The sequence below is a fragment of the Mycobacterium lehmannii genome, assembly GCF_001499925.1.
GTDB lineage: Bacteria > Actinomycetota > Actinomycetes > Mycobacteriales > Mycobacteriaceae > Mycobacterium > Mycobacterium lehmannii.
In genome coordinates this window covers 451,488-477,683 of sequence record NZ_LQIR01000001.1, presented here as the reverse complement: position 1 = coordinate 477,683, position 26,196 = coordinate 451,488, and the positions used below count along the sequence as shown (strand labels likewise).

Below are 26,196 nucleotides of genomic sequence, written 5' to 3'. Positions count from 1 at the left end.
GCCTACGCTGCGATCATGGATCGGCAGAAGGAATTCGTGCTGCGCACGCTGGAGGAACGCGACATCCGCTTCGTCCGGCTGTGGTTCACCGACGTGCTCGGATACCTCAAGTCGGTCGCGATCGCCCCGGCTGAACTCGAGGGCGCCTTTGAAGAGGGGATCGGATTCGACGGCTCGTCGATCGAGGGCTTCGCCCGGGTCTCGGAAGCCGATATGGTGGCCCGCCCCGATCCGTCCACCTTTCAGGTGCTGCCGTGGGCCGACGGTTCGGGCCGTCATCATTCGGCGCGGATGTTCTGCGACATCACCATGCCCGACGGCTCCCCGTCATGGGCGGACTCGCGCCACGTGCTGCGCAGGCAGTTGGCCAAGGCCAGCGATCTCGGGTTCTCCTGCTACGTCCACCCGGAGATCGAGTTCTTCCTGCTCAAGCCCGGCGAGGACGACGGCACCCCGCCCGTGCCCGCCGACAACGGCGGTTACTTCGACCAGGCCGTGCACGATTCGGCGCCCAACTTCCGCAGGCACGCCATCGACGCGCTCGAGCAGATGGGCATCTCGGTCGAGTTCAGCCACCACGAAGGCGCGCCCGGCCAGCAGGAGATCGACCTGCGCTACGCCGACGCCCTGTCGATGGCAGACAACGTGATGACGTTCCGCTACGTCGTCAAGGAGGTTGCGCTCGGGGACGGGGTCCGGGCGTCGTTCATGCCCAAGCCGTTCGCCGAACATCCTGGTTCGGCCATGCACACGCACATGAGCCTGTTCGAGGGCGACACCAACGCGTTCCACAGCCCCGATGACCCGCTGCAGCTCTCCGACGTTGCCAAGTCGTTCATCGCCGGGATCCTCGAGCACGCCAAGGAGATCAGTGCCGTCACGAACCAGTGGGTGAACTCCTACAAGCGCCTGGTGCACGGCGGTGAGGCGCCGACGGCGGCGTCCTGGGGTGCGGCAAACCGATCGGCGCTGGTGCGGGTGCCGATGTACACCCCGCGCAAGGCGTCGTCGCGGCGCGTGGAGGTGCGCAGCCCCGACTCGGCGTGCAACCCGTACCTGACGTTCGCGGTGCTTCTGGCCGCGGGCCTGCGCGGTATCGAGAAGAACTACGTGCTGCCTGCCGAGGCCGAGGACAACGTGTGGACGCTGACCCCCGAAGAGCGCAGCGCGATGGGATACAAGGAGCTTCCCGGCAGCCTCGGCGCCGCGCTCGAGCAGATGGAGAACTCCGAACTTGTCGCGGAGGCCTTGGGCGAGCACGTCTTCGACTACTTCCTGCGCAACAAGCGCGCGGAGTGGGAGAACTACCGCAGCCACGTCACACCGTTCGAGCTGAAGGCCTACCTGTCTCTGTAGGTGATTAGCCGACATAGGTGCTGCGCTACCTTTTAGGCGTGGCCAAACCAGCGACGCAGCGTCCGAAGCTGCCGAGCGCAGGCCGGTTGGGACTCGTCGAACCCACCGCGCCCGCGGAACTCGACCTGTTGGGTTGGAACACTGACGCGCACGTCGAGCTTCTGTGGTCGTTGTCGCGCGCCCCCGACGCCGACACCGCGCTGCGCACGATGGTCCGGTTGGCCGAGGCGTTGGGCGATGGCTGGGACGAACTCAACCGCGCTCTGCTCACCGACAAAAGCCTGCGGGGCCGGCTGTTCAGCCTGCTGGGTTCCTCGTTGGCCCTCGGTGACCACCTCATCGCGACTCCGGAGAATTGGCGGTTGCTCGCCGGTGACGTCGCCCTGCCGACCCGTGACGCGCTGCGCGAGATGTTCGTCGCGCTGGCCGACGAGGCGTCCGACACGTCTACCGCGCTGCAGCCGCTGCGCAAGCTCTACCGCGACCGGGTGCTGGTGCTGGCCAGCCTGGACCTGGCACCGACGGTGGAGAACGAACCGGTCCTGCCCTTCCCGACCGTCGGCGAGCACCTGTCGGACCTCGCCGACGCGGCACTGGCCGCCGCGCTGCACCTCGCGATCAAGACGACCGGGGGCGAGTCACCGCCCCGGATCGCGGTCATCGCGATGGGCAAATGCGGTGCGCGCGAACTGAACTACGTCAGCGACGTCGACGTCATCTTCGTCGCCGAGCCCGCCGACGCGTTGGCGACCCGGGTGGCCGGCGAGCTGATGCGGTTCGCGGCCGACGCGTTCTTCGAAGTCGACGCGGCGCTGCGGCCCGAAGGCAAACACGGCCAGCTGGTGCGCACGCTGGACTCGCACGTCGCCTACTACGAGCGCTGGGCCAAGACGTGGGAGTTCCAGGCCTTGCTGAAGGCGCGGCCGGCCGCGGGCGACCCCGAACTCGGTCAGGCCTACGTCGACGCCCTGATGCCGATGGTGTGGACGGCCAGCGAGCGCGAGGACTTCGTCCCCGAAGTGCAGGCGATGCGCAGGCGGGTCGAGGAGCTCGTGCCCGCCGGGCAACGCTCGCGGGAGATCAAATTGGGCACCGGCGGGCTGCGCGACGTCGAATTCGCCGTGCAGCTCCTGCAATTGGTGCACGGCCGCAACGACGAGCGGCTGCACGTCGCGTCGACGGTGGCCGCGCTGGCCGCACTCGGTGAACGCGGATACGTCGGGCGCGACGACGCCGCCAACCTGACCGCGTCGTATGAATTCCTGCGCACACTCGAGCACCGGCTACAGCTGCAGCGGATGGTGCGCACCCACCTGCTTCCCGACGAGGACGACGACGAGTCGCTGCGCTGGCTGGCCAGGGCCGCGCACGTGCGGCCCGACGGCACGCGCGATGCGCTTGGCGTGTTGCGCGAAGAGCTCAAGCGCCAGAGCCTGCGGGTGTCGCGGTTGCATGAAAAGCTGTTCTATCAACCGCTTCTGGAGTCCGTCGGGCAACCGGCAGTGAGCATCTCGGACGGTATGACGCAGGCGGCCGCCGAACGGCAGCTGGCGGCACTGGGGTACGAAGGCCCGCAGAGCGCATTGACGCACCTGGCCGCCCTCACCGGGAGCAGCGCGCGGCGTGGCCGCGTGCAGCAGGTCTTGTTGCCGACGCTGCTCAATTGGCTGTCGGACACCCCCGACCCCGATGCGGGGCTGCTGTCCTACCGCCGCATCAGCGATGCGCTGTCCGAACAGCGGTGGTTCCTGGCGACGCTGCGCGACGAGGGCGCCGTCGCCAAACGCCTCATGCAGGTGCTCGGCACGTCGGCCTACGTTCCGGAATTGCTCATGCGGGCCCCGGAAGTCATCCAGTCCTACGCCGACGGCCCCAACGGGCCCAAACTGCTCGACGCCGAACCCGACGCGGTGGCGCGGGCGCTTGTCGCCTCGGCCGCAAGGTATTCCGAGCCGCAGCGGGCGATCGCGGCGGCGCGCACGTTGCGTCGACGCGAGCTGGCGCGGATCGCCTCCGCCGACCTGCTGGGCATGCTCGAAGTCACCGAGGTGTGTCGGGCGCTGTCGTCGGTGTGGGTCGCGGTGCTGCAGGCGGCGCTGGAAACCGTGATCCGCGCCCAAACGTCGGACCGGGGGCCGCTGGCCAAGCTCGCGGTGATCGGCATGGGCCGCCTCGGCGGGGGCGAACTGGGCTACGGTTCGGACGCCGACGTGCTCTTCGTGTGCGAACCCGAAGCCGGAGTTGACGAATCGGCCGCGGTGAAGTGGGCGGTGACGGTCGCCGAACAGGTGAGGTCTCTGCTCGGGACACCGAGTTCGGATCCGCCGCTGGAGGTCGACGCGAACCTGCGGCCGGAGGGTCGCAACGGTCCGCTGGTGCGCACCCTGTCTTCGTATCAGGCCTACTACGAGCGCTACGCCCAGACGTGGGAGGTGCAGGCGCTGCTGCGGGCCCACCGCGTCGCTGGCGATCTGGACCTGGGGGAGCGGTTCCTGTTGATGATCGACAAGATCCGGTACCCACCCGGCGGGGTGTCGGCCGAAGCGGTACAGGAGATCCGGCGGATCAAGGCTCGGGTGGACGCCGAACGGCTGCCGCGGGGAGCCGATCCGAATACGCACACCAAACTCGGGCGCGGAGGCCTCACCGACATCGAGTGGACGGTGCAGCTGCTGCAGTTGCGATACGCGCACAAGGTGTCCGCGCTGCACAATACGTCGACGCTGCAGTCGCTGAACGCGATCGGCGCCGCCGAGCTGATCGCCGAGGGCGATGTCGAACTGCTGCGTCAGGCCTGGCTGACCGCGACGGCGGCACGTAACGCGTTGGTTCTGGTGCGCGGCAAGCCGACCGACCAATTACCCGGGCCGGGACGCCAGCTCAACGCCGTTGCGGTGGCCGCCGGCTGGGACAGTGACGACGGGGGCGAGTTCCTCGACAATTACCTGCGGGTGACAAGGCGGGCAAAAGCCGTCGTGCGCAAGGTCTTCGGTGGCGAGGCATAGTGGATAGGCACAGCCGATGAGCATGGATTTCGGGTTCGACGTGATCACCGACGAGGAGTACGAGCGCCAGCGCGCGCTGTACGGTCCGCTGACCGAGGCGGTGCGCCGACTGATCTGTGCGAGCCTGCACACCGAGATCGACGAGACCGCCGTCGCGGACGCGCAGGCCAAGATCGAGGCCGTCACACGGATTCTCGAGAGCACACAGCGCCCGGTGTCCTCAACCCTGCGGCACGAGGTCACCGGCCGTCCGCTGGCGTGGGCGAATCCCGCTGTGGGACTGCGTAATGCGATCGCACCGCCGATGGTCATCCACCACGAACGGGATGGTCGCTGCTGGAGTGAGTTCACGCTGAGCGGTGCCTACGAGGGGCCGCCGGGGTGGGTGCACGGCGGCATCTGCGCGTTGGTGCTCGACCATCTACTGGGCGAGGCCGCCAGTGACGGCCTTACCCAGCCGAAGTTCACCGGCACCATCTCGCTGCGTTATCTGCGCGGCACACCGCTGGGACCGCTGCGTGCAGAGGCGTTCGTGGAACGGTCCGAGGGGGTCAAGACGTTCGCCCGCGGATATCTGCTCGACGCACAGGGGCCCACGGTGGAAGCTGAGGGTGTGTTCATCCAGCCGGCGTGGGCGAGGGACGCCGGATGAAGTTCTATGTCAGCCTGGCGTTCCTCGACACCGCAGAGGCCGTCGAGATCGCCAAGGCCGCAGACGATCTCGGCTACGAAGGCCTCGGTATCCCGGATCACGTCGTCAACCTCGAGACGTTGGAGACCCCGTACCCTTACACCAAGGACGGCAGCAGGCGCTGGGAGGCGTTCACCGACTGGCCCGATCCGTGGGTGCTGATCGGCGGACTGGCCCTCGTCACATCACGGTCGCGGTTCGTCACCACGGTGTATCTGCCCGCGATGCGCGACCCGTACTCGGCGGCGAAGGCGATTGGCACGGCGGCCGTATTGGCCGGTGGCCGACTCGAACTCGGCATCGGCGTGGGCTGGTGCGAGGAGGAGTTCACGCTGATGGGCCAGCAGTTCGCGCGTCGCGGCAAACGCACCGACGAGATGCTCGAGCTGATGAAGGAACTCTGGAAACCGGGCTGGACGGAGTTCGACGGCGAGTTCTACACAACGCCGAAGCTGGAGATGGAGCCGACACCGCCGCCGATCCCGGTGTACGTCGGCGGGCTCTCCGATATCGCACTTCGCCGCGCGGCGCGCCACGACGGCTGGATCGGCGACCTGATCACCACCGACCGTGCCCTCGAACGCGTCGCCACGCTGCGCGACCTACGCGCCGAAAAGGGTTTGACCATGGACGGTTTCGAGGTGCTGACCCCGCTGACCGACGCGTTCACCCCCGATCATTTCGACCGTGCGGAAGCAGGCGGCATCACCGGCATCATCACCATGCCGTGGATGTTCTACGCCGGCCCGGCAGCCTCGTTGGCCGAGAAGATCGATGGGATGAAGCGGTTCCGCAAGGACCTTCGGCTCGACAGCTAGCCCCAGCGAGCGATCACGTCGCCCACCGGTTGGCCCGCGGCCAGCGCCGCCATCACCAGCACCCTGGCCTGACTGGGCCGAAGGGTCGGCACCATCACCGCTCCCGCCTTGACCATGTCGTCGCCGGGTCCGTACGCGGCTTCGACCGGACCGGTCGGAACGCGCGTCGAGATCGCGAATGCGACGCCGGCAGGCGCATGCCGACGCACCGCGTCCACCACACCCTCGCCGGCGTTCCCGGAACCCAACGCCTCCACCACGATTCCCCGCGCACCCGATGCGACGGCGGCGTCGATCGGTCCCGGCCCGTCGCCCGGATAGGCCGCGACGATGTCGACGCGCGGCGCGTTGGCCGCCGAAACCTCGGCGATGAACGGGCGTCGCGCCGGCTGGGTCAGGGTGAACGTGTCGCCGCCGACCGTGCCGATCGGTGCGCCGGCGAACGCGGACAGCATCGCGGTATCCATCTTGCGGGTGCCCAGTGCCTGAAACACGGTGCCGTCGAACGCGATCAACACACCCTGCTCGCGAGCGGCCGGACTGGCCGCGACGGTCAGTGCGTCCCGCAGGTTCTTGGGCCCGTCGGCGTCGGGGGCGTCGGAGGACCGCTGTGCACCGGTCAACACGATCGGCGGGCCACCGCGGTACGTGACGTCCAGCCACATCGCGGTGTCCTCCATGGTGTCGGTGCCGTGCGTGATGACCACGCCGTCCGCGCCGTTGGAAACCGCGTCCTTGGCGGCACCGCCGATCGCGTCCCAATCCGCGGGGGTCAGCTGCGAGCTGTCCTTCTGCATCAGATCGACGATCTCGACGTCCAGACCGGCGGCGAGTTCCTCACCGCCGACGGTCGGCCGCCGCACACCGCTGGGATCGGTGCTCGTCGAGATCGTGCCGCCGGTGGTGATCACGACCAGGCGGGCGTTCTGGGCACCGGCGGGCGATGCCGCCGGGCCGAGCATGCTCGTCACCGTCGCGACCGCTACCGCGGCCGCCAGAAGTCCTCTGCGCATCCGCGCGTCACCGCCGAAAACGGCTCAGCAGGCCGCGACGGCGAACCGGCGCAGCAGTTGCGGCCGGCCCCGCAGTGGCGGCCGGTGCGGCGGTGCCGGTGACCACGCGTCCGGGCGCCGCGCCACCGACTCGGGTGCGGCGGCGGGCGTCGGCCGACCAGGCACCTGGACCCAAGCCTGCGATGGCGAGAAACCCGAAGCAGTACAAAAGCACGGCCTCGCCGCCGTTCTCGAACGGCCAGAAGCTGGCAGGAGGACCCTCGAGCGGCGGCCAGTGCATCCAGAAGTACGCCACCGCCATCTCACCGGACGCGATGAAAGCCGCTATGCGCGTGAACAGTCCGACGGTGATCAGCAGCCCCGCCACGAGTTCGATCATCCCAGCCCACCACAGTGGCCAGGTGCCGACGGGGATGGCTTCACCGATCGGCCAACCGAAGATCTTCATAGTGCCATGCAGAAAGAACATCAGCCCGGCGATAATCCGGAAGAGGCTGAGAAGCGGCGACGAGTAGCTGGAAAGGCGTGCGTCGAAGGTCGTCATGCGCGTTTACCCTACGCGCAGACGCACTTCGGGCCGGGCGATTTGACTCGCCCGGCCCGAAGTGTCGACTGATGTTTACCCGGCTCGGTTACACGTCGAAGTACGACGAGTACGAACTCGAGGAGTCCAGCCCACCATGCCGGCCACGCCCCGACTTCGATCGGCATCGGCGCGGCGATCGGCCAGTCGAACAGCTTCTGCGAGCCGTGCAGCGTGAACAGCAGACCGAAGATGATGCGGGATGCTCAGGAACGGTGCGGAGTAACCGGCGAGGCGTGCGTCCAGATTGGTCGTCATGTGATTCAACCCTACGCGCCGGCGGACAGGATTTTCACAGCTGAATGCCCAAAGGGCCGGCGGCGCAATCGCCACCGGCTCTTTGGTCAGAGCTCTTCACACGTCGTAATAGTGCGCGGTCTCCTATGACTGGCTGATGCCCGGTGAAGTAGACGACGATGGCCATTGCCCCGGAACCGAGTGACGCCCGATTCGCGTGAACAATCCTACTAGCACCAGTAGACGGACCACCAGTTCGATGACGCCCGCATACCAGTTCGGCCAGGGGGCCGTCGGGGATGGGTCCCGAACCCAGGGGATGAGTGAATGTCGAGGCGGAAGTCCAGGGTCGGCATCATCAGCCGACAAGGCGGCGCGCGGCGCTTTTCTTGAGATGGTCGACGACCCGACATCGGCCAAAGTCCTGCCGTCCGGGCCGACGTCGGATTCGCGTGAGATTACTACGTGTGAAACGAGACCCGGTGGTAGCAGATAAGGGTCATAGCTCGTTGGAGGGGCGCTAGCGTTGTCCAATAGTTCCAATAGTGACGATTGGCATTGCGGCGAATCACGATCGCACGGCAATTCTTGAAAATTCTTGTAAAGTGCCTCCGGCGACGTTTCTGGCGTCATGCGATGACGAGGAGAACTCAACTGCCCACGATTCCGGCCCTGGGTGCCCGATTGCTCGGACGGCTCGCAGCGCTCACCGCGGTCATTGCAATTCCCATCTGTTCGGCGCCAGTGGTCAACGCCCAGCCACCACCGGCCCCTGATCCCGGCGCTGCCCTCACTCTGCCGCTGAACGATTTGGGTGAGGATGGCACGCTGGTGTTCTACGGGACCACGGCCACCCTCCCCTTGTACATCCCCGTGCCAGCGGGCTTATACCCGACATCGCTGAATGTCACCGTCGATCTTCCGTTCAATATGAGGTCCGGAACCTTGACCGTTACGCAGGATGACCGTCTCATCGGACAGATCGGGTTGCCACCGACAGACCTTGCCCCGCTCGTCATTCCCCTTAATGGTGTCCAGATTGTCGACGAGTCTGCATCTGTGAACCTGACACTGACCGCGCTCGCCGAAGACGGATACTGTCTAGATACAGAGAACCCGGTCAGATTCGTCAATGGTTCGGTCAGTTACGCCGGAGAGGCATTCGCCCCGACCACGGTCGCCGACTTTCTTCCGCCCCTGTTGCGCACCCTGACAATCGGGGTGCCTGCTACGCCATCAGAAGACGAATCTGAAGCGGCGGTGCAGCTCGCAGCCACCCTGTCGGCACGCTATCGGAGCCAGAACCCGCAGGTAGTCCTCGTGCCGCTGGCCGACGACGCGACCATTCCCGGCAGCCCCTCGCTACCATTTGAACGCCGAATCATCATCAAAGAAGGTCCGGACGAAGGTGTTGCCTTAGTAGGTGCGGGACCGCCTGACCTACTCATCTCCGGGCCGGCGGACAAGCTCACCAATAACGCCCGGCTGCTTACCCGCGGCTCTGTGAAAATGGCGCTGAGTACGAAGGTGATTCCGGGCGATCTACCGTCCGTTATTCCCCCACTGCCAGGCAACCTCGCGACGCTGACCGAGTTGGGCGCGTCGAAACTTTCTGCAGTGGGTGTGGCTCCGAAGGTGAGCATCGGATTGGACCAGACCCGGTTCGGTCATCCCACGCAGGGGATCCGGGTGCATTTGTTGGGGACGTACACGCCGGTTCCAGCCGCCTTGGGTTCACAGATGACGGCCTCCGTCGGAGGAGAAATCGTCGGATCCTGGCCGACTGAATCAAACGGTGTAATCGATCAGTGGGTGGAGGTTCCCGACCGCCTCGTGCAGCGTTTCACCAACCTGGACGTGAGAGTCGAGACCAGTGGCGAAACCGGATACTGTGGCGATTTCAGAGCGATTAGGCTGGAGATCAGTGGCAACACCGTGGTGGAGAGCGCTCCAGCCCAGCCGCCGATCCCGCTCGGTTTTCAATCCCTGCCACAGGCTTTGATGCCACGAATGCTGGTCGGCATCGGTGCGAACAGGTTCGCCGACACTGCCCGCGCGACGCAAATTGCGGTGGGACTCCAGCGGCTCAGCGCGGTGCCGCTCTCGTTTGACGTGTCATCTCTTGAGCAGGCGATGAACAGCGACGATCCGGCTGTCCTCATCAGTGCGGACGGCTGGACAGAGTCGTCGATTTCGCTGCCGGTGAGCGCCGAGGACGGGCGCCTGAAACTGATGGGTGCGATTGATGGTGGCGAGAATACGGCGGACACGACTTTCAGCCTCGACCCAGGGATTCAGTTCGGATCCCTGCAAACAGTGTTCGACGGCCAACGCTCCCTGCTGATAGCGACGTCCAATGGCGCGGCCGCGCAACTCGACGAGTTGCTGAGGTGGCTGGCCAGCGACCCCACGCGGTGGTCGAGCCTGCGTGGAAATGCGCTGGTCGCTGTTGCCGGCCGAGAGCCGGAGATAGTTCCAGATAGCGGAGCTTTCAGTGTCTACGGGCCATCGATGTCGCCGACGGCGCAGGAGTCCTCTGGCAGTTCCGATGGCATCTCGCCGTGGTGGGCTTTGGTCGGGGTCGGCGGAGCGGTCGCGGTCGGCATCGTTGCATTCTGGATGGGCGGTCGAAGGTCGCGGTCGGGCAGCGGCCAGCCGGCGGGCGATGATGACGTGCAGTCCTGACGAGGAAACCCTATGGCACGGTAATCGAGGCCACGTTGACAGCATGCTCAACTCAGCGAGCCTGACGCGCCGGTCGCCGGACCGGTCGTTGAGTGCTGGTTATTCGTGATGCGCCTGTCCGACGCTAAGGATTCGGACGGCGACGACGAATCCGCCGCTGCGCCGAGCCTGACTGGGCGCAGCGTGCGTGGTTTCCTTTGGGCCCTGCTCAGCTTCGGCAGCGGCAAGGCGATCACCTTTGGTAGCACGCTTGTACTGGCTAGGGTGCTGACGCCCGAGGCGTTCGGTGTCATCGCGGCTGGATTGGCTTACATCGCATACCTGCAGGTGTTGGCGGATCTTGGTGTTGGCGCCTCGGTAATCTACGAGCAGGGCGAAGGTATCGGACGCCGCGTCCAAGTCGCCTGGACGTTGAACGTCGTGCTTGCCGTTGTCTTCGGTGTCGTCGGGGTGATCTTTGCCCCGTTTCTTGCAAACTTTTTCGGAGTCTCCGATCAAGCGAACGTATTCAGACTGCTGTCACTATCGGTGATAGTCACAGCGTGTGCCCTGGTGCCGACAAAGGTGCTCGAGCGGAACCTGGATTTCCGACGTCGCATCTGGATAGAGCTGGTGCCAGCCGCGGTGCGCGCCGCCGTTTCCATTTTGCTCGCGGTGGCTGGCTTCGACGTTTGGGCACTCGCAGTCGGCTACGTCGCAGGTGAGATCGTTCGCGTACCCGTGGCGTGGGGCCTGCTTCGCTTCCTGCCCAGATTCGTATTCGACCTTCCAATCCTGAAGTCGATCCTGGCGTATTCGCTCAACATGTTCGGTGTCGCTATCGTCTACGCGCTCGCAGGCTACGGTGACTACTTCGTCGTTCTGGGCGCGCTGGGCGCAACCGCGCTCGGCTTTTACACAATCGCCTACAAAGTGCCACAGTTGTTGCTCGACAATGTGTATTGGGTATTTTCCTCCGTCGTGTTTCCAGCATATTCAGCCGCTCGAGCCGTTGACGCCGCAACATTGCGGTCGGCCGTCGTACGTTCGCTGCGGGTGATCACATTGTGGGGATTTTCGATTGGAACTTTGATTGCCCTGTCTGCCGAAAACATAATAGTGGTTGTCTTCGGCGAGAATTGGCTACCTGCGGCTGCACCGATGGTTCTCGTAGGCATCGCCCTAGGTTTGGGCTCGGTGCGATATGGTGTGTCGGATGTATTTCCGGCACTAGGCAGCCCGCGCACACTGCTGTTCGTGCTTGTTCCCGAGACAGCTTTGATTTTGTCGGCAATGGTTGCGGTGTCAAGCCGCGGCCTTACCTACATAGCGGGAGTTCTCGTCGTTAGCGAATTCTTTTTCGGCACGCTTCTGACGATTCTCGCTGCACGCTTGGTCGGCCTGACGCTCGGGCCGGTGATTCGGGCGCTCCGGCCCGGGTTCATCGCCGCGCTAGGAATCGTTGCACTGGGAGTTTGGCCGAACATTTTTCTGCCGCCCGGCTTATTGAGTCTGGCCTTGACCGCCTGTGCGGGCGTTCTCGGGGCATCCATCATGATGTCGCTTTTCGCGCGCGAGACAATCAGAGAACTTGGCGCGATTGTGAAAAAGGCGGTTTCCGGGCAGCGGAAGGCTGGCGCATAGATGGACGGCACGGCGCCTACGTGGCTTCGCGATTGCGAGGATCAGTATTTGAATTCGGTGACGGCCCATGATGGGGAGGAGAAGACGAGGCTAATTGGCAAATTCAGTTGGTTCTCGTGCCCGCATCTGACAGCTTGACAGATGGGCCCCTTGGCAAGTCGACTTGATAGATGGGATTCAACCAAGTGAAACAGATCGCAAAGCGTCTCCTCGATAAATCTCCGCGAGCTGTTAAAGACTCCGGCAAGAAGATATTTCGTGGGCTTGTCTCACCCTATGCGAGAGTACGCCTGTCAGTTGGTGTGCAGCCATTAAGTTTTTGGTGGGGGCGAGATCGTGGCCAGGAAATTGCCCGGTACTACCTTGAGGAGCTTTTTCTTCCCGAGTTCTCCGAAGATATCCGGGGCAATTGTCTCGAGTTTTCCGCAAATGACTATACGTCTAGGTTTGGCGAAGATTCTCGGATCACGAAAATTGACATACTGAACCTTGAGGCGGGTAATCCACATACCACGATACAAGCCGATCTTACAACGGCAAACGACATCCCCAGCGACCAATTCGACTGCATAATCTGCACTCACGTGCTGCACGTTATCCCTGGCTTCGAGAAGGCGATTGCAGAGCTGCACCGCATTCTCCGACCGGGTGGGGTCGTGCTGATTGCAGTGCCGCAGGTGAGCATGTGCTGTCCGGAGTACGGCGAACTATTTCGCTTCACGCAGGAGGGACTTCGGTTCGCACTTGCCGGCGCTTTCGAAGACGAGAACATCGTTACCCGGGCCTACGGGAACTCGCTGACTGCTGCAGGTGAGATTCGAGGCCTCGCGGCCCACGAGTTCACAAGACGACAGTTGAATCATCACGACCCACGCTTCGCAGTGGAAGTGTGCGCGCGGGCAGTGAAGCGCTGAGCACTCGGTGCGTAGGTGATTTCGTTATTTCGGCGCTCCGGTGGACCGGACTACCAGGATTCGACGGTCGGCACGATGGACTTGCGCGTCACACCGTTACCAGATCCCCGGTTGGCGATCGGCCGGACGGGGTGTACTTTGGCCGCCTTGCCAACATGCGGGACAGTGCCAGCCCAGCCACCAGTACGGTGCTGGCGCCGACGGCGCCGGCCACTACCGGAGCGAATGGCGCTCGCTTCTGGGAAGGGACGATCTGCATGCCACCGACCGTCCGCAAAGAGTATTGCTGGTAACCGATTGAGGCATTCAACGCTGATCCGGCATGTGCGGCGGCGAGTTGGATCTCGTCGCGGGCGGCACTCGCTGTGTCTGCGGTAGTGGTGAGCTTCAGCACTCCCCGCACCGGGTCGGCGGTGACGCTGACCGGCGAGGTTGTGTCCTGCAATATGGTCGCGAATGTGGGCAGAAGCTCGATCCGAGAGCGGATGTCCAGCGCATAGGCGTACCAGCCGTCGATAGGCCCTTCCGGGACCAACGTCGCCCGTTGGGTCGCGGTGACGCTCGGAGAGCTGCTCACCGATAGGCACAGCCAGAATGCGAAGCATCCGAGTATCCCCGCCAGTAGCCAGACAGCGACACCACGCAGGAATCGGGGCATCACATCAACCGACAACGGCAACGCCGGCGCAAGTCCTGCCGCTAGGGCCAGCACCACTCCGAAGGCGCGGAAATACGCCATGTGCAACGCGATGCTGGCTACTGAATATGCGATGATCGCCGCGCACACCGCCGCGGCCAGCACCCGGTCGCTCGAGGCGGGCTGTGCGATGATCCGCAGTACCACCACGGTCAGAAATCCCAGGATGAGCACCGCCAAGCCAAGTAACCCGAAAACGCCGGACTCGCCGGCAAATTCGGCGTACAAGTTGTGCGGGGCGCCGGCCGAACCCCGGGTAGCGGTGGACACCCGCCCGGCGTAATTGATCGTCTCACTGACGAATGAGCCGGGACCAAATCCGAAATACGGGCGGTCCTCGAACATCTTCCAAGCCATCTCGACGGCCGAGACTCGGTTCAGCGTCGAAGAGTCGATGCTGTAATTTTCCTGGGCCTGCGAAAGGTCAACGACTGTCTGCACCAGCCGATCTCCGATGCCCGGCACCGCGAAAGCCAGTAGGGCCAGCGGCAGCACCGCCATGCCGCGCCGTCGAACCGATCGCTCGCAGGCGAGAAACCACACGGCCATCGCGATGCCGGCGGTCGCGTACGTCCCGCGGGACTGGGTCAGATAGATTCCAGCGAAAAGGGCTGCGAGCACCGGCATCCACATCGCCACTGCGTACCGCCGCCCGGAGCGCAGCGCCCTGGTCAGTAGAGCAGCCGCCAGGGGTAATGCCATGACCAGGTAACGACCCCAGAAGTTCGAGTCCGGCAACGGACCACCGTAGCGCAGCGTAGCGAAACTCTGGTCCGCTGCCGTCACAGCAGCCACGTCGGCGAAACCGCCGAACGGCATGGTGCCGCCGAAGATCAGCTCATTGATGACAGTCAGTGAACTCAGCAAAGCCAGCGGCACAACGAAGGCTACGGCTAGCACCCATGGCCGTGCGGTCAGCTGAACCAGTAGCAATATCAACATGACGAAAAGACAGTCGATTATTCCCCTGCGCATGGTGGTCAGTGATGCCGACATATCCACGCTGCCGATCGTGGCTACCGCCTGGGTGGCCAGAAACACGACCAGGAAGCCGGCGCACGCCATCGTCCACCCGTTGAGTCGACTCCTGGCTTTTGGATCGCGTAGTGCGAAGGCGACTGCCATCAGGCCCATCAGCAAGGATGCCGGAAAAAACGGGATTCCCAAGCGGGGGGCCAGCACCCCGGACACATTGGTGACCTCGACGACAACCATGATGGTCACCGCCAGAAGCGGACGCCGAGCCGCGAAGATCAATCCGATCCCGCCGATCGGCGCCGCAAGTAAAAGCACCGGGTTTCGCGATCCCAAAATGACGAGTGCACCGAAAGTCGCGACCGCTGCCGCCAGGATGAACCCGGCAAGTTCGTTCGCGGCCGCAGCGGTCCGGTTCAAACTCGTCATGCCGAATGTTTAGCGCGATTCCCGACGACAGCATCATTCTGGCCGAGGGGATCATGTTGGTGGGCGGCATAGCCTTGGTCGACGGCGTCGGTCTCGACGATGTCAGTAGGCTGATCGTGGGCGAGCCGCGAACCACCGCGTCGTCGCAGGAAATACCATCCGACACTACCGCCGCCCAGAAGCCCTGCGAGTGCACCTGCCGCCGCGAACTGTGCTTTGCCGGGAACGGGAACCCGACGCGCACTGCCCTCCGTCGGCGACAGCGTTTTCGCCAGGAATGGTGCGGTCACCGACGCTACTTCCGCGGACGCAGTAGTCAACACATCGCTGAGCGCCGCCTCGGCGGCAGCCGATGAGTTCGCTGTCACACTGACGGAAAGTACCGAGGTATCCGGTAACGCATTGGCGCTGAGGGTAAGTTCGCTCTGCCGGACATTTGCGGCCTTGGCCGCTGATGTTAGCCAGCGAGAGTCTTCGTATACGATGGCTGCCGTTCGACTGATTTGGCCGCGGGTCAGAACTTCCCAGAAACTGGATGATTCCGCGGTCGTCAAATCTGGCCCGGGAGTCAGCGCAACATTGACCGACGCCGTGTAGCGCTGCGACGTCGGCGCCGCAAGCGCTCCGAATGCTGCCCCGAGAACAGCGCCGATCAGAGCGAAAAGAAGAATGACGAAGCGCCGCTTGATCATGGTGTCTCTTTCGCCGTCGTCCGGTGTTGTTGTCACAGGCCGAGCCGGTTGGGCCGAAGTATGCCGGGGGGCCGTGACCACGTGCGGGAGCTGATCATAGTCGACGGCGCGGGTGCCGGCACCGAACCCGATCGGCAAGCCGAATCGAGGCGGATCGCAAGGCTGGCCTCCATGACTACGCTCGTGGGCTCTCACGCCCGATCCGGGTATTAACTGCGACCTCTTCGCTAGCCGCGCGCCAAACCTTCAATGGGGTCTGTGCGCGCATCCGCGATCTCTCAACCAGTGGACCTACTTCACGTTGATCCCGCGGTCCACGTCGAGTGCTGTTCGAAAAGCTGCGACAGAGCGGCTGTCGCGGTATGAATATCGAACTGTTGCTCCACCAGCTTCCTTCCAGCCCGGGCATATTGCTTCGCGGCGGAGGGGTTCCCAATGATCGACTCCATTGCATCGCGGAGACTTTGGGCATCTCCCGGAATAGCCAGCAATCCCGTCTCGCGATCGAGGACGATTTCTGGGATCCCGGAAAGCGCCGTGGAAACTGACGGTAGCCCGCAGGCCAATGCCTCCATGAGAGAAACCGGCAAGCCTTCCATTTGCCCATCGGCTGCAATCACGCTGGGCAGGATGAACATGTCCGCCACAGCGAGAGCGTCGCGGACCTCGGTTTCGGTGCGGCTGCCGTGGAACGTGATCCGATCGTTGATCCCGAGTTCATCCGCCAGCCTGCCAAGACAGTCACGGAGCGGACCCGAGCCAATGAGATCCAGCTGGATTCGGTCGACACCGGGCCCTCCGATCGCAAGCGCACGGAACAGGACCTGATGTCCCTTCTTTTCTCCTAGAGTCGCGACGCACAGCGCACGTATGGGCCCCTCTGCCGGCATCGCCCGCTCACGGAACGGATACTTGTCCAGGTCGATGCCGCAGTGCACGACGGTCACGGCCGTACCGGGTGAGGCGAAACGATCCAGGAATCGGCGGTTGTACTCCGAGATCGTGACGGCGAAGTCCGCCTCTGCAATCTTGATGGCCAGCATGGACTGGTCGATGTAAAGATCGTGGGCGTGGGCGGTGAAGCTGTAGCCGACCCCGAGAAGTCGGTGACAAACCCACGCGGCAAGCGCCGGATACGTCGCGTAGTGAGCGTGGAGGTGCACTGCAACCTTCGAACGTTGCAGTTCCCTGGCATGCGCACAGGCAAGGGCAACCGTTACCAGGGCTCGCGCGAGCCGGCTCGGATGTGCGACGTATTCCCTTGTGACCGTGGCAATCACGGACGCGAGGACTCGTGGGTTGCGCGCCGTCGCCCATCCGAGCCCTAGCAACGCCTCAGCCGCTGATGGGCGACGTAGTTGCGGGACCCACTTGCGCGCTATGTCGTGTACCGCCGAGGCGTGCGCCGGGAACAGCGATCGCAGCCCGAACGTGTAAGGCATACTCGACGCCAAAGCGTCGAGTTCGCGAACGATGAACGTCTCGGAAGGCTGGGGAAACCGGGAGACCAGGTAATCGATCCGAGCGGCGCTCACCGACGCCCCCGAACAACCGCGAGCAGCGATTCAGCGCCACCGAACCTGAACACATCGATCAGGGTCAGGGCCCGCAAGCATGCCATCACCCAAGCATCTACGGTCGATTCCACCCGGCAAGTCTGGCAGCCACCGATCGGGCACCGGAACCACCCACCCGGTCCCCGTCCAGATCGTTGGCCGCGCCGAACGACTCGGCCCGGGTATTTCGTGCGAGCGAGCCTTTTCGGAATCCGCAAACCCAGGTCCGCGAGTCGGCACGCGCCCCAGTCCTTGACACGGCAGCCTGATGGATGGGGCATCAGGTTTGCGACCTGATCGCCGTATCCGCGTCACCTGCGCGATCATGCCAGCGCTTCTAGGATGCCACTATTTCGATTCCGGAACCCATGGGCGACAGCGGCCGAGCGCCTCGGACACCCGCATCGCGGCCGTTTCCCAAGCTCCGGCGACGCTCCGCTGCCCGGCAGCGCCCATGTCGTCCGCGCGCTGCGCGTCACGCAGAAGCACCAGCATCGCGTCGGCCAGTTCCTCACGATTATTCGGGCGCACCAAGAGACCCGTCTTGCCGTCTTTGACCACCTGCGGAATGTCCCCGATCGCAGTCGCCACCACCGGTCGGGCGAAGGTGTACGCCAGATGTGCGACACCACTTTGGGCAGCCTGGAGATAGGGCGTCGCGACGAGGCGCACGCTGGAAAAGAGGCTTGAGACTTCATCGACCGCAACGTAACCAGGGCGAGCGTCGATGTTTCCGATCTCATCGGCGCGGGCCAGCAAAGCATCGAGGTCAACTGCGGCGTCGACCGCTCCAGCGAGGATCAGACGAGCTTCGGGCAGGCTCTTGAGCACCAGCGCAAAAGCGTCAAGAAGCACATGGATTCCTTTGCGGGTGGACCACGTACCGAAGAACAACGCGACAGGAGCGGTATCGGCAACTCGGGCAACGGCTGGCCCTACGCCCAGCACTCTCTCGTCGCCGTGCGGGATCACTACCACCTCCCCGCGAGGACGCCAGTGCTCCAGCACCAGATTCCTGGTTTGGGGCCCCAGCGTGAAGGCGACATCCATTCGACGCCACGCCGCACCGAAGGCGAACGAGAAGAACCTCCCGGATTTCGGTCGACTGGTGTTCTTCGCGTCCGAACGTGGGAGTGGCTCGTGTGCGACTATTCCCAGCGTCACGTTGCGAAGAACGGCAGCGATCAAGACGACGAACAGCGGCTCGAAGCTGAATCGCCAATGCGACCAAAGCACCGCGCGAGGTCGAATCCGGACCAGATACCAGCCCAGGACCACCCAGGCGAGCATCAACTTCGCAGCCCGCCAACCCCTTCGAGCGATGCGAAGCACCCGTGATGTCGGTGCACCATCCGCACCGTCCTTAGGGTGCCACGTCGGCAATACCGGACGCACTGTGCACCCGGGTTGGGTCGCGGACAGCTCGGGTTCGGGACCGGTTAGTAACTCAACCTGTTCCCCCGTGGCCGCGAGCGCGTCTCCAAGTTGCATGGCGAACTGGAATAGCCCACCGGACGGCGAGAATTCCACCAGTAGGATGGGTCGCTTGGACATTGTGCCGACGCCTTTCGTGGTCCGTCTGTCCGCCGCCGACCGTGTGCAGCGTGCTTCTAGGATGTCGTGCTCATAGATTGCTGCTTCTTGTGTCAAGCAGGTCCGGCGGTTCAGCGCACGCTGCGTAGAACGCGAGTTCCAGATCCAAGAAGTGCTTCTCCCAGGTCCATTCGGAAAGCACATACTGGCGGGCTGCAGTGCCCAACCTCGCAGCTGACTCGGGATCTCTCAATAGTCGAATCACAGCATCAGCGAACGGATCTGGATCATCGGCGATGACCACCGTCTCTTGGGGCGCCCGGATACCCTCGTTCGCCACGGACGAGGCGACTACGGCTTTGCCAGATGCCATGTACTCGATCAACTTGTTCTGCATGCCACCGGCGGCGCGCATCGGATTGACGCAGACCTGTGCCGATCGAATGAGCACACCCACGTCAGGTACCGTGCCGGTCACCCAAATGCCTTTTCTTCCGTCCAACTTCAGCAACGCCGGTGCTGGATCACGGCCTTGGATCACCAAGGTCGCATCAGGTACTTCAGCGCGTACTGTCGGCCACACGTTCTGGACGAACCAGAGGACTGCCTGGATGTTTGGCGGGTAAAGCATTGACCCGGAAAAGATCACGCGGCCCGGCACGACCTCGTTCGGACGAGCGGCGACAAACTTGCTGGTGTCGGTACCGTGCGCTCCGTAGATCCAGTTGTCGATTTCCGGTTGACCGTGTTTGCGACATTGCTCCTTGATCGCCGTTACGTCGGCAGGTCCGATGAGGACCACCTTATTGAAATCCTGCCAAACTCTGGCCTCGTATCGCCCCATCACGACGGTCTCAAGGCGATAGACCCACCGCATCAGCAGACTGCGCTCATTATCGGCCATCCGTTTCGTGTTGAGCGTCTGCGACAGTTGGAGCGCAAGGAACGACGCGGTGGCCGGCATCGTCTTCACGGCGGTGGGAATCGCCGGCGCCGTGCGAGGGTAATAGCAGTACACGATGTCGTAGTTGCCGGATTCGATTGCCCGGGCAAGATCACGCTTCAGGCTGTGATTGCGGAACATGCTCACCTGGAGAGGCAACAGAGAGAATGATCCGAGCGTGAGCCCGGCCAGCTTCGCGTACCAAGGCTGAGGATAGATTTGAATCTTGCGGCATGCTTGCTTCAACCACTGCGCCTGCTTTTCGTCCAACTGACCGTCGACGGCCAGGGTGTACAGGTCGACGGCGTGACCGCGCTGAGCAAGAAAGCTGATGAGGTGCGCCACGGTCATCTGATCGCCCCGCATCATGGGGAACGGAATGCGGCTGTAGACCAACGCGATTCGCAGGGATTGCGGTGCGGATTCGCAGTCCATCACTTTCGGCAATTGGCCGTCGCCCACGATGCCTCCTCTCAGGCTGGGTCCGCTGGACGATCAGGTGACAGTCTCGGTCACCCCGCCCCATTGGTCGGTGTGGTCATGATTGCTTCGAATTCGATTGTGGTCAAACGATCAAGACCCGACTCGTACACCGCCTTTCTGCTCGTACGGCACCTTGGTGGAAACGACCGGCGCTATCCTCGACGCGACCTGGGTGAGGGGGAGCCGTGAAGATCGCCGTCTTGGGCCTTGGGTACGTCGGCACCACTGCTGCCGCGTGCCTAGCAAGCCAGGGGCATGACGTGATCGGCATAGATCCGAATGAGACGAAGGTGAAGGCGATTCTCGACGGTCGCTCACCGATTACCGAGCCGGGGGTGGACGACCTGGTTTCGCGCGCGCGCACTCATGGGTTGATCACGGCCTCTACGACTCTCGTCCCGGAAGTCGCCGAGTGCGAACTCGTCATCGTTTGCGTGGGAACGCCGAGCGCAGCGGACGGATCGCACAACATGACCCACATCGCCGAAGTCTCGCGCCAACTAGCCGAACTGGTGAAGGCACACCCGGGCAGCAAGCTCACCGTTGCGTATCGGTCGACAATCCGTCCGGGGACCATCGAGGAACTGATACGGCCGATTATCACCAGTGTGCTCGACGAGGAGACTTCACGCATCGAGCTCGTATACAACCCAGAATTCCTGCGCGAGTCGTCCGCTATCGAGGATTTCTTCCACCCTCCCAAGATCGTGATTGGAACAGCGACCGGGGGTCGTTGTGTCGTGCTCGACAGGGTCAATGAAACCATCGATGCGCCTGTCTTCTATGTGAAGTACCGGGAGAGCGAGATCACGAAGTTCGTCGACAATACATTCCACGCGGTCAAGACGGTCTTTGCCAACGAGATTGGGCGCTTGTGTATCCAATTGGGCATCAGTGCATCCGAAATTCATAAGATCTTCATCTCGGATACCAAGCTGAATATCTCGACGCTCTATCTCAGACCAGGAGGCGCCTTCGGTGGGTCATGCCTGCCGAAAGACGTTCGGGCGTTGCAGCACATCTCCCGGATGTCTGGCGGATTCACCCATCTCATCGACTCTCTTACCGCGTCAAATGAAGCTCACAAGTCGTTTATATTCGAGTACGCGACCCGCGGCCTGAACCATGGATCGCGTGTATTGATGGTCGGGATCGCCTTTAAGGACAATACTGACGACTTACGCGAAAGCCCGAATGTCGACCTGGCCCGCATGCTGATCACGGCCGGATATCAGTTGTCGATTTTTGATCCACACGTTGCGCCAGAGAACCTCATGGGGCAGAACCTAGGAGTGTTGTCCAATTCACCGTTCATACGGCAACTTCTCGTGGATCAAGCGGCAGCCGAGAGTGGTGAATGGGATTTGGTGATCGACACCCGAGGTACCGCTGCTGAGTACTCGCTGAAAGCGGTCCGAACCGTAGACGTCAAGCGCCTAGCCTAGCCAAGCTATTGCGTGACCGCCCGTTGCCATGCTTGCGCGAATCCGCCTGGGCAATTTCTCAGACTGGAACTACCATCAAGCGGGTGAGGGGAAAAATCCTCGCTGGTCGGGCGCTGGCCCCTACGATAGGGGTGTTCGCACTCGCCCTTGTCGCGACTGCAATGCCTAGCAACCCTCCTATGGGGACCCCTGCGGAGGTCAGTGTGAATTCTGGCACAGGGCTTCCGCGTAGTGCTACGGAAAATTTGGTCATTGATTCGCAGCCGATGAGTGTATCGGCGGTGGAAAAGGACTATGCCTTTTCCATTCCAGCCCGCGACGTCTATCGGTTTGAGGTGCGTAATAATGATTTCGGCTGGAGTGGTGATGAAGCGAATAATAATCGCCGATCTGAACTCGTTTCGAAAGGTGAGAAATACAATTCCGGCGAAACCCTATGGTCCTCATTCTCCTTCGTGGTCGGGCCCGACCACCTACCGTTCGACGCCGACGGCGAAATTCCCAGTCCCTACCACGACATCATTCACCAATGGCATTCCGTGGACACCGTAGCGGGTCGCTCACCAGTATTCGCCATCGAGTTGCGGGACGGCGATTTCATCGTGTCGACACGATCCGACGACGACCCCAGCCGCAATGTGATCCACTATTCGAAGAGTCGCCCCACCGATGGCGTCGCGCACAATGTGGTGGTAGCGGGCCTGCTTGGTAGAGACGGTCACCTGGATGTATGGCTGGACGGCAAACGGATCGTTGATGTTGACACCGCAATCGGCTACTACAACGACGACGGCCCCCTCGCATATCCCCATTGGGGCATCTACCAGCACAATGTGGATGACCCCGCCGTTGTTTACCACGTCAACATCGAGTGGGGTCGCGCAGATTTATCGGCGCGAATAGTCAGGCCGTTGGCTGTCGTCAAACCGCCGGGCGGATGGGTTTGACGCTGCAGCCGTGCCGGAGGGAGTCATCCTCCAAGTAGGGCAGGATCATCCCGGACCATCGCGTTTTGTCATCCCCGCCACCCCCGCGCACCGTCGCCGCGGGTATCGGCGCTTCCCCCGCTCGGCAATCACTTCGGCATACAGGTCCGTCAGGTTGTCGACCCATGTCGACAACGCATACCGGTTCTCGATGAGATCGCGTCCCGCCCTGCCGAACTCCTCGGCTCGCTCCGGGTGGTCGATCACGTCCAGTAGCGCCGCGGTCAGCGCCTCGTCGTCGCTGATCGGCACCAGCCGCCCGGTGACCCCATCGATCACGATCTCGCGGGTGCCGCCGGCGTCGGCCGCCACTACTGGCAGTCCGCACGCGGCAGCTTCGATCAATGCCGTGGGCAGCGCCTCGTCGATGGATGCCGATACCACCCCGTCCACGCCGTGCAGGATGTCGACCACGTCCTCGCGGCGTCCCAGCATGCGCACGTTGGCGATCAGGCCGAGCTCTTCGATCGCGGCTTCTGTGGCGTCCCGGCTCGGGCCGTCCCCGACGATGAGCAAGGTCGCGCGCGGGTGTGCGGCCACCACGGCTGCCCAGGCCCGCACCAGACCGACATGGTTCTTGTCCGGACGCATCGCGGCGACGCACGCCCACACCGGGGCATCGACCGATTGGGCCCTCGGCCGCGGCGCATAGCTCGTCGTGTCGACGCCGTTGGGGATCACTCGCCAGGTGTCGCGTGCCGGGCCGTGTCGTTGGGCGAACTCCTCGCGGGCGTGCTGGGAGATCAGGACAAGCCGCCCCAGACGCGCGGGCACCCGGATGGACAGCCGCTCCTTGAGCCACTCACCACCCCGCAGCCGGTGCGGAGGATTGACGTGCAGGGTGGCGACGGCCGGCTTGCCGGCCAGGCGCGCGGCTATTGGAACGACGATCGCGGCGTAGCCAAGATGCGCGTGCACGACGTCGACGGGCGCCTGCCGAATCGCGCGAACGACCCGCATGAAGCCCACCGGGTCAAGCAGCCGGCGCATACCCAGAAACGTCGGTTTCAGGCCCGACTCGGTAAGGCGGTCCAGCAGCTGGTTACTGCCCTGGCCAGCGGGTTGCAGGCTGGCGACCGAGATGTCCAGTGAAGCAGACGCGTGCCGGCCCAGTTCGGCGACCAGGTTCTCTGCGCCCCCGAAGCTGAACGAGTCGAGCACCATCATCACGCGGATCGGCAGGTCCGAATCGGGCGTCGAACTGTGTTCATGGGTCATCTGGTTGCATCTTCCCGGATGGCGGATACGCCAATCCCTGTCTATCGCACGCGTATGTGCGCAGGTGGCGTTTGGTATGTTTTGCAGATTTCGACATCTCTGGTCGAAGGGGATGACGTTGGCAAAAGAAGCGGTGGCGCGACTGCTGTGCGCTACTGGAGTGCCGGCAATCGCGCGGCGGCACCGTCGAGGTCAGCTGGCGATTCTGATGTATCACGGTGTCGAGCCCACAACGTTGATACCGCCATGCTGGCATGTTCTCGATGCCACCGCCTTTCGCCGGCAACTCGAGTACGTCCGACAGGTTTATCGGGTCCTTCCGCTCGAGGAGGCGCTGGAGCAGCTTGAAACGGGGACTCTTCCGGACCGGGCAGCAACGCTGACGTTCGACGACGGAACCCGCAACCTCGCCACACAGGCCGCGCCCATCCTGCGCAGCCTTGGGCTACCCGCAGCAGTTTTCTTGGCCACCGGGCCGATGGGCACCTGTGAGACGCTATGGCCCGACCGGTTGTGGCTGGCGTTCGCCCGCACGGAACACACCGAGGTTGATCTGACCACCCTCGGCTTGGGCGCACACCCTCTCGGCAGCGCCGCCCGCCGCGGAAAGGTGTACGCCGCGGCGGTGAATCGGCTCAAAGCGCTGCCCGACAACCAGCGGATCGAGCGGACCGAGTGGCTGATCGGCACCCTCGGGCAGCAAGCCGACAACGATCCCGGGCCGTTTGAGATGCTCTCCTGGTCGCAGGCCCGCGCGCTTGCTGCCGACGGGCGGATCACCCTGTACCCGCACACCGTGACCCACCCGATCCTCGCGCGGTGCCCGGACGAGAAGGTACAGCGCGAGATTGACGACTCCTGCGATGCGCTGCAGGAGGAGACCGGCCGCGCGCCAAGAGTTTTCGCCTATCCCAACGGCCGCGTACAGGATTTCGACGACCGCGCCAAGCAGGCGCTGCGCCGCCGCGGCGTGCGGTGGGCGCTGTCGACCGTCGAGGGCTTCGCCGACCGCGACAGCGATCCGCTAGCCCTGCCGAGGCTGGGCATTGGCAGCGACCTGTCGTTCGCCCGCTTCCGGTTGCTGACCTCCGGCGCGCTGACCTGACCACTGTTCGTCGCGTTTGGAGGGGTATGGACGAAGCGCACGTGAGGCGCGCCGGCGAGCTAGCGGAGCGCCTCTTGGAAGCTCAGCTAGTCCGCATCTGACCATGCGCGCCAAGCGCTCTCGACGGCGCTGGCTAAATCATGTCTTGATTCCCAACCTAGTTCGTCACGTATCAGCCCCGGGTCGGCAACTACTTGGGCGGGGTCACCAGGCCTCGGCGCGGTGATGTCGCACGAGAATTCGATGCCTGTCACCTGTCGTGTCGCGGTCATGACCTCGAGGACGCTAGTGCCGGTACCGGTACCGACGTTATATGTGTCGGCTAAGTCGGTGGTGACCATATGGTTGATGACGGCTACGTGCGCATCCGCGACGTCCTCGACATGGACGTAGTCGCGGATGCACGTTCCGTCTGGAGTCGGATAGGTATTGCCGTAGACCTTGGGACGCACACCCGAGGTGATCGCCCTGAATACCCTTGGAATCAGATTGTTCTCGCCTCGGTCGGCCATCCTCGGTTCGGCGGTACCGGCCACATTGAAATATCGCAGCGCCGACCAGCTGATCCGATGCGCCGCCGCGACGTCGCGAATCATCTGCTCGCCCATCAATTTCGTCCAACCGTACGGCGACGATGGAACGGTCGGCGAGGTCTCGATCACCGGGCTGTCCGAAACGACTCCGTAAACCGCTGCGCTAGAGGAGAACAGAATGCGCGTTGTTCCGGCGGCGACCATTGCGGACAGCACCCTATGCATGCCGATTACGTTTTCGTTGTAGTACTTCAGTGGATCAGCAATGGACTCTTCCACGGCCTTCTTTGCTGCGATGTGCACGACGGCCTCCGCGGAATGTGCACGCAATGACGATTCGACGAAGCCGTCATCGAGCACAGAACCAACGAACAGCGCAATGTCAGAAGCGAGGCGGCTACGACTTCCGGTGGAGAGGTCGTCGAGGGCGGCGACGTTATGCCCCGCCTGCTGCAGCGCCCTGACTACGTGTGCTCCAATGTATCCTGCTCCACCCGTCACCAAGACTCTCACCGCAAACTCCTAGGGCTGAACGCGATGCGATTGAGGGCCGACGGCATCATTCATGAGACCACATCGAGCAACCCAGGGCGGCCACCAGCAGAACGCAAACTCCCAGACGTGGGAAACCGCCGTCTGGCCGGAGGCGATCAACGCTGCGATGCGCAGTGAAGAA

General features: G+C 63.4%; 18 protein-coding genes and 1 pseudogene. 10 read left to right on the top strand and 9 right to left on the bottom strand.

Annotated elements, in window-relative coordinates; all coding sequences use genetic code 11:
- The first annotated feature begins 15 nt into the window (after nt 1-15).
- From glnA to AU192_RS02285, 4 genes are read left to right on the top strand one after another with little or no spacing between them, the layout of a single operon-like run.
- On the top strand, nt 16-1,356 hold the full coding sequence (gene glnA / locus AU192_RS02300) for a type I glutamate--ammonia ligase (protein ID WP_064394056.1): 1,341 nt from the start codon (nt 16-18) through the stop codon (nt 1,354-1,356).
- 38 nt (nt 1,357-1,394) lie between these two features.
- A complete protein-coding gene (locus AU192_RS02295) occupies nt 1,395-4,361 on the top strand; it encodes a bifunctional [glutamine synthetase] adenylyltransferase/[glutamine synthetase]-adenylyl-L-tyrosine phosphorylase (protein ID WP_064394055.1) in 2,967 nt (988 codons plus the stop codon).
- A gap of 16 nt (nt 4,362-4,377) precedes the next feature.
- Nucleotides 4,378-5,013 (top strand): PaaI family thioesterase, encoded by a 636-nt coding sequence (locus AU192_RS02290; protein WP_064394054.1) that lies wholly within the window; start codon nt 4,378-4,380, stop codon nt 5,011-5,013.
- The gene (locus tag AU192_RS02285) at nt 5,010-5,870 is read left to right on the top strand and encodes a TIGR03619 family F420-dependent LLM class oxidoreductase (RefSeq protein WP_064394200.1); all 861 of its coding nucleotides are present in this window, start codon (nt 5,010-5,012) and stop codon (nt 5,868-5,870) included. The genes AU192_RS02290 and AU192_RS02285 overlap by 4 nt, the downstream gene beginning before the upstream one ends.
- Here AU192_RS02285 and AU192_RS02280 read toward each other — a convergent pair.
- Both AU192_RS02280 and AU192_RS02275 read right to left on the bottom strand, forming a co-directional pair.
- On the bottom strand, nt 5,867-6,832 hold the full coding sequence (locus AU192_RS02280) for an asparaginase (protein WP_064394199.1): 966 nt from the start codon (nt 6,830-6,832) through the stop codon (nt 5,867-5,869). The genes AU192_RS02285 and AU192_RS02280 overlap by 4 nt on opposite strands.
- Nucleotides 6,833-7,013: 181 nt before the next feature.
- A pseudogene (locus AU192_RS02275) lies at nt 7,014-7,427 on the bottom strand (DoxX family protein); the annotation flags it as partial.
- A 912-nt stretch (nt 7,428-8,339) separates the two neighbouring features.
- Between AU192_RS02275 and AU192_RS02270 the strand changes: the two are divergent.
- The 3 genes from AU192_RS02270 (at nt 8,340) to AU192_RS24945 (ending at nt 12,925) form a co-directional block, all read left to right on the top strand.
- Nucleotides 8,340-10,388, top strand: coding sequence for a hypothetical protein (locus AU192_RS02270; RefSeq protein ID WP_064394052.1), 2,049 nt, complete (start codon nt 8,340-8,342; stop codon nt 10,386-10,388).
- 108 nt (nt 10,389-10,496) lie between these two features.
- Nucleotides 10,497-12,011, top strand: coding sequence for an oligosaccharide flippase family protein (locus AU192_RS02265; protein WP_064394051.1), 1,515 nt, complete (start codon nt 10,497-10,499; stop codon nt 12,009-12,011).
- A gap of 170 nt (nt 12,012-12,181) precedes the next feature.
- Nucleotides 12,182-12,925 (top strand): class I SAM-dependent methyltransferase, encoded by a 744-nt coding sequence (locus tag AU192_RS24945; protein WP_082694876.1) that lies wholly within the window; start codon nt 12,182-12,184, stop codon nt 12,923-12,925.
- Between the two features lie 88 nt (nt 12,926-13,013).
- Here the strand turns inward: AU192_RS24945 and AU192_RS02255 are convergent, their stop codons facing one another.
- The 5 genes from AU192_RS02255 to AU192_RS02235 form a co-directional block, all read right to left on the bottom strand.
- Nucleotides 13,014-15,026 carry an O-antigen ligase family protein gene (locus tag AU192_RS02255; RefSeq protein WP_064394049.1) on the bottom strand — a complete coding sequence of 671 codons (2,013 nt, stop codon included), beginning with the start codon at nt 15,024-15,026 and terminating at the stop codon, nt 13,014-13,016.
- Nucleotides 15,023-15,718 carry a hypothetical protein gene (locus tag AU192_RS25560; RefSeq protein ID WP_133148005.1) on the bottom strand — a complete coding sequence of 232 codons (696 nt, stop codon included), beginning with the start codon at nt 15,716-15,718 and terminating at the stop codon, nt 15,023-15,025. The genes AU192_RS02255 and AU192_RS25560 overlap by 4 nt, the downstream gene beginning before the upstream one ends.
- Before the next feature lie 296 nt (nt 15,719-16,014).
- A complete protein-coding gene (locus tag AU192_RS02245) occupies nt 16,015-17,253 on the bottom strand; it encodes a glycosyltransferase (protein ID WP_064394047.1) in 1,239 nt (412 codons plus the stop codon).
- 369 nt (nt 17,254-17,622) lie between these two features.
- A complete protein-coding gene (locus AU192_RS02240; RefSeq protein ID WP_064394046.1) occupies nt 17,623-18,828 on the bottom strand; it encodes a glycosyltransferase family 4 protein in 1,206 nt (401 codons plus the stop codon).
- Nucleotides 18,829-18,898: 70 nt separating this feature from the next.
- Nucleotides 18,899-20,212: a glycosyltransferase family 4 protein gene (locus tag AU192_RS02235; RefSeq protein WP_064394045.1), complete on the bottom strand. Its 1,314-nt coding sequence runs from the start codon at nt 20,210-20,212 to the stop codon at nt 18,899-18,901.
- Between the two features lie 206 nt (nt 20,213-20,418).
- Between AU192_RS02235 and AU192_RS02230 the strand changes: the two genes are divergently transcribed.
- Together AU192_RS02230 and AU192_RS24935 are read left to right on the top strand one after the other, a co-directional pair.
- On the top strand, nt 20,419-21,678 hold the full coding sequence (locus AU192_RS02230) for a nucleotide sugar dehydrogenase (RefSeq protein ID WP_064394044.1): 1,260 nt from the start codon (nt 20,419-20,421) through the stop codon (nt 21,676-21,678).
- A 203-nt stretch (nt 21,679-21,881) separates the two neighbouring features.
- Nucleotides 21,882-22,625, top strand: coding sequence for a heparin lyase I family protein (locus AU192_RS24935; protein ID WP_158220788.1), 744 nt, complete (start codon nt 21,882-21,884; stop codon nt 22,623-22,625).
- A gap of 45 nt (nt 22,626-22,670) precedes the next feature.
- Here the strand turns inward: AU192_RS24935 and AU192_RS02220 are convergent, their stop codons facing one another.
- On the bottom strand, nt 22,671-23,882 hold the full coding sequence (locus AU192_RS02220) for a glycosyltransferase (RefSeq protein WP_242656880.1): 1,212 nt from the start codon (nt 23,880-23,882) through the stop codon (nt 22,671-22,673).
- Nucleotides 23,883-23,994: 112 nt separating this feature from the next.
- Here AU192_RS02220 and AU192_RS02215 point away from each other — a divergent pair, with 112 nt between their 5' ends.
- Complete coding sequence (locus AU192_RS02215; protein ID WP_064394042.1) at nt 23,995-24,987, top strand: polysaccharide deacetylase family protein; 993 nt, start codon at nt 23,995-23,997, stop codon at nt 24,985-24,987.
- Between the two features lie 86 nt (nt 24,988-25,073).
- Here the strand turns inward: AU192_RS02215 and galE are convergent, their stop codons facing one another.
- On the bottom strand, nt 25,074-26,033 hold the full coding sequence (galE, locus tag AU192_RS02210; RefSeq protein WP_064394041.1) for a UDP-glucose 4-epimerase GalE: 960 nt from the start codon (nt 26,031-26,033) through the stop codon (nt 25,074-25,076).
- Nucleotides 26,034-26,196 lie beyond the last annotated feature (163 nt).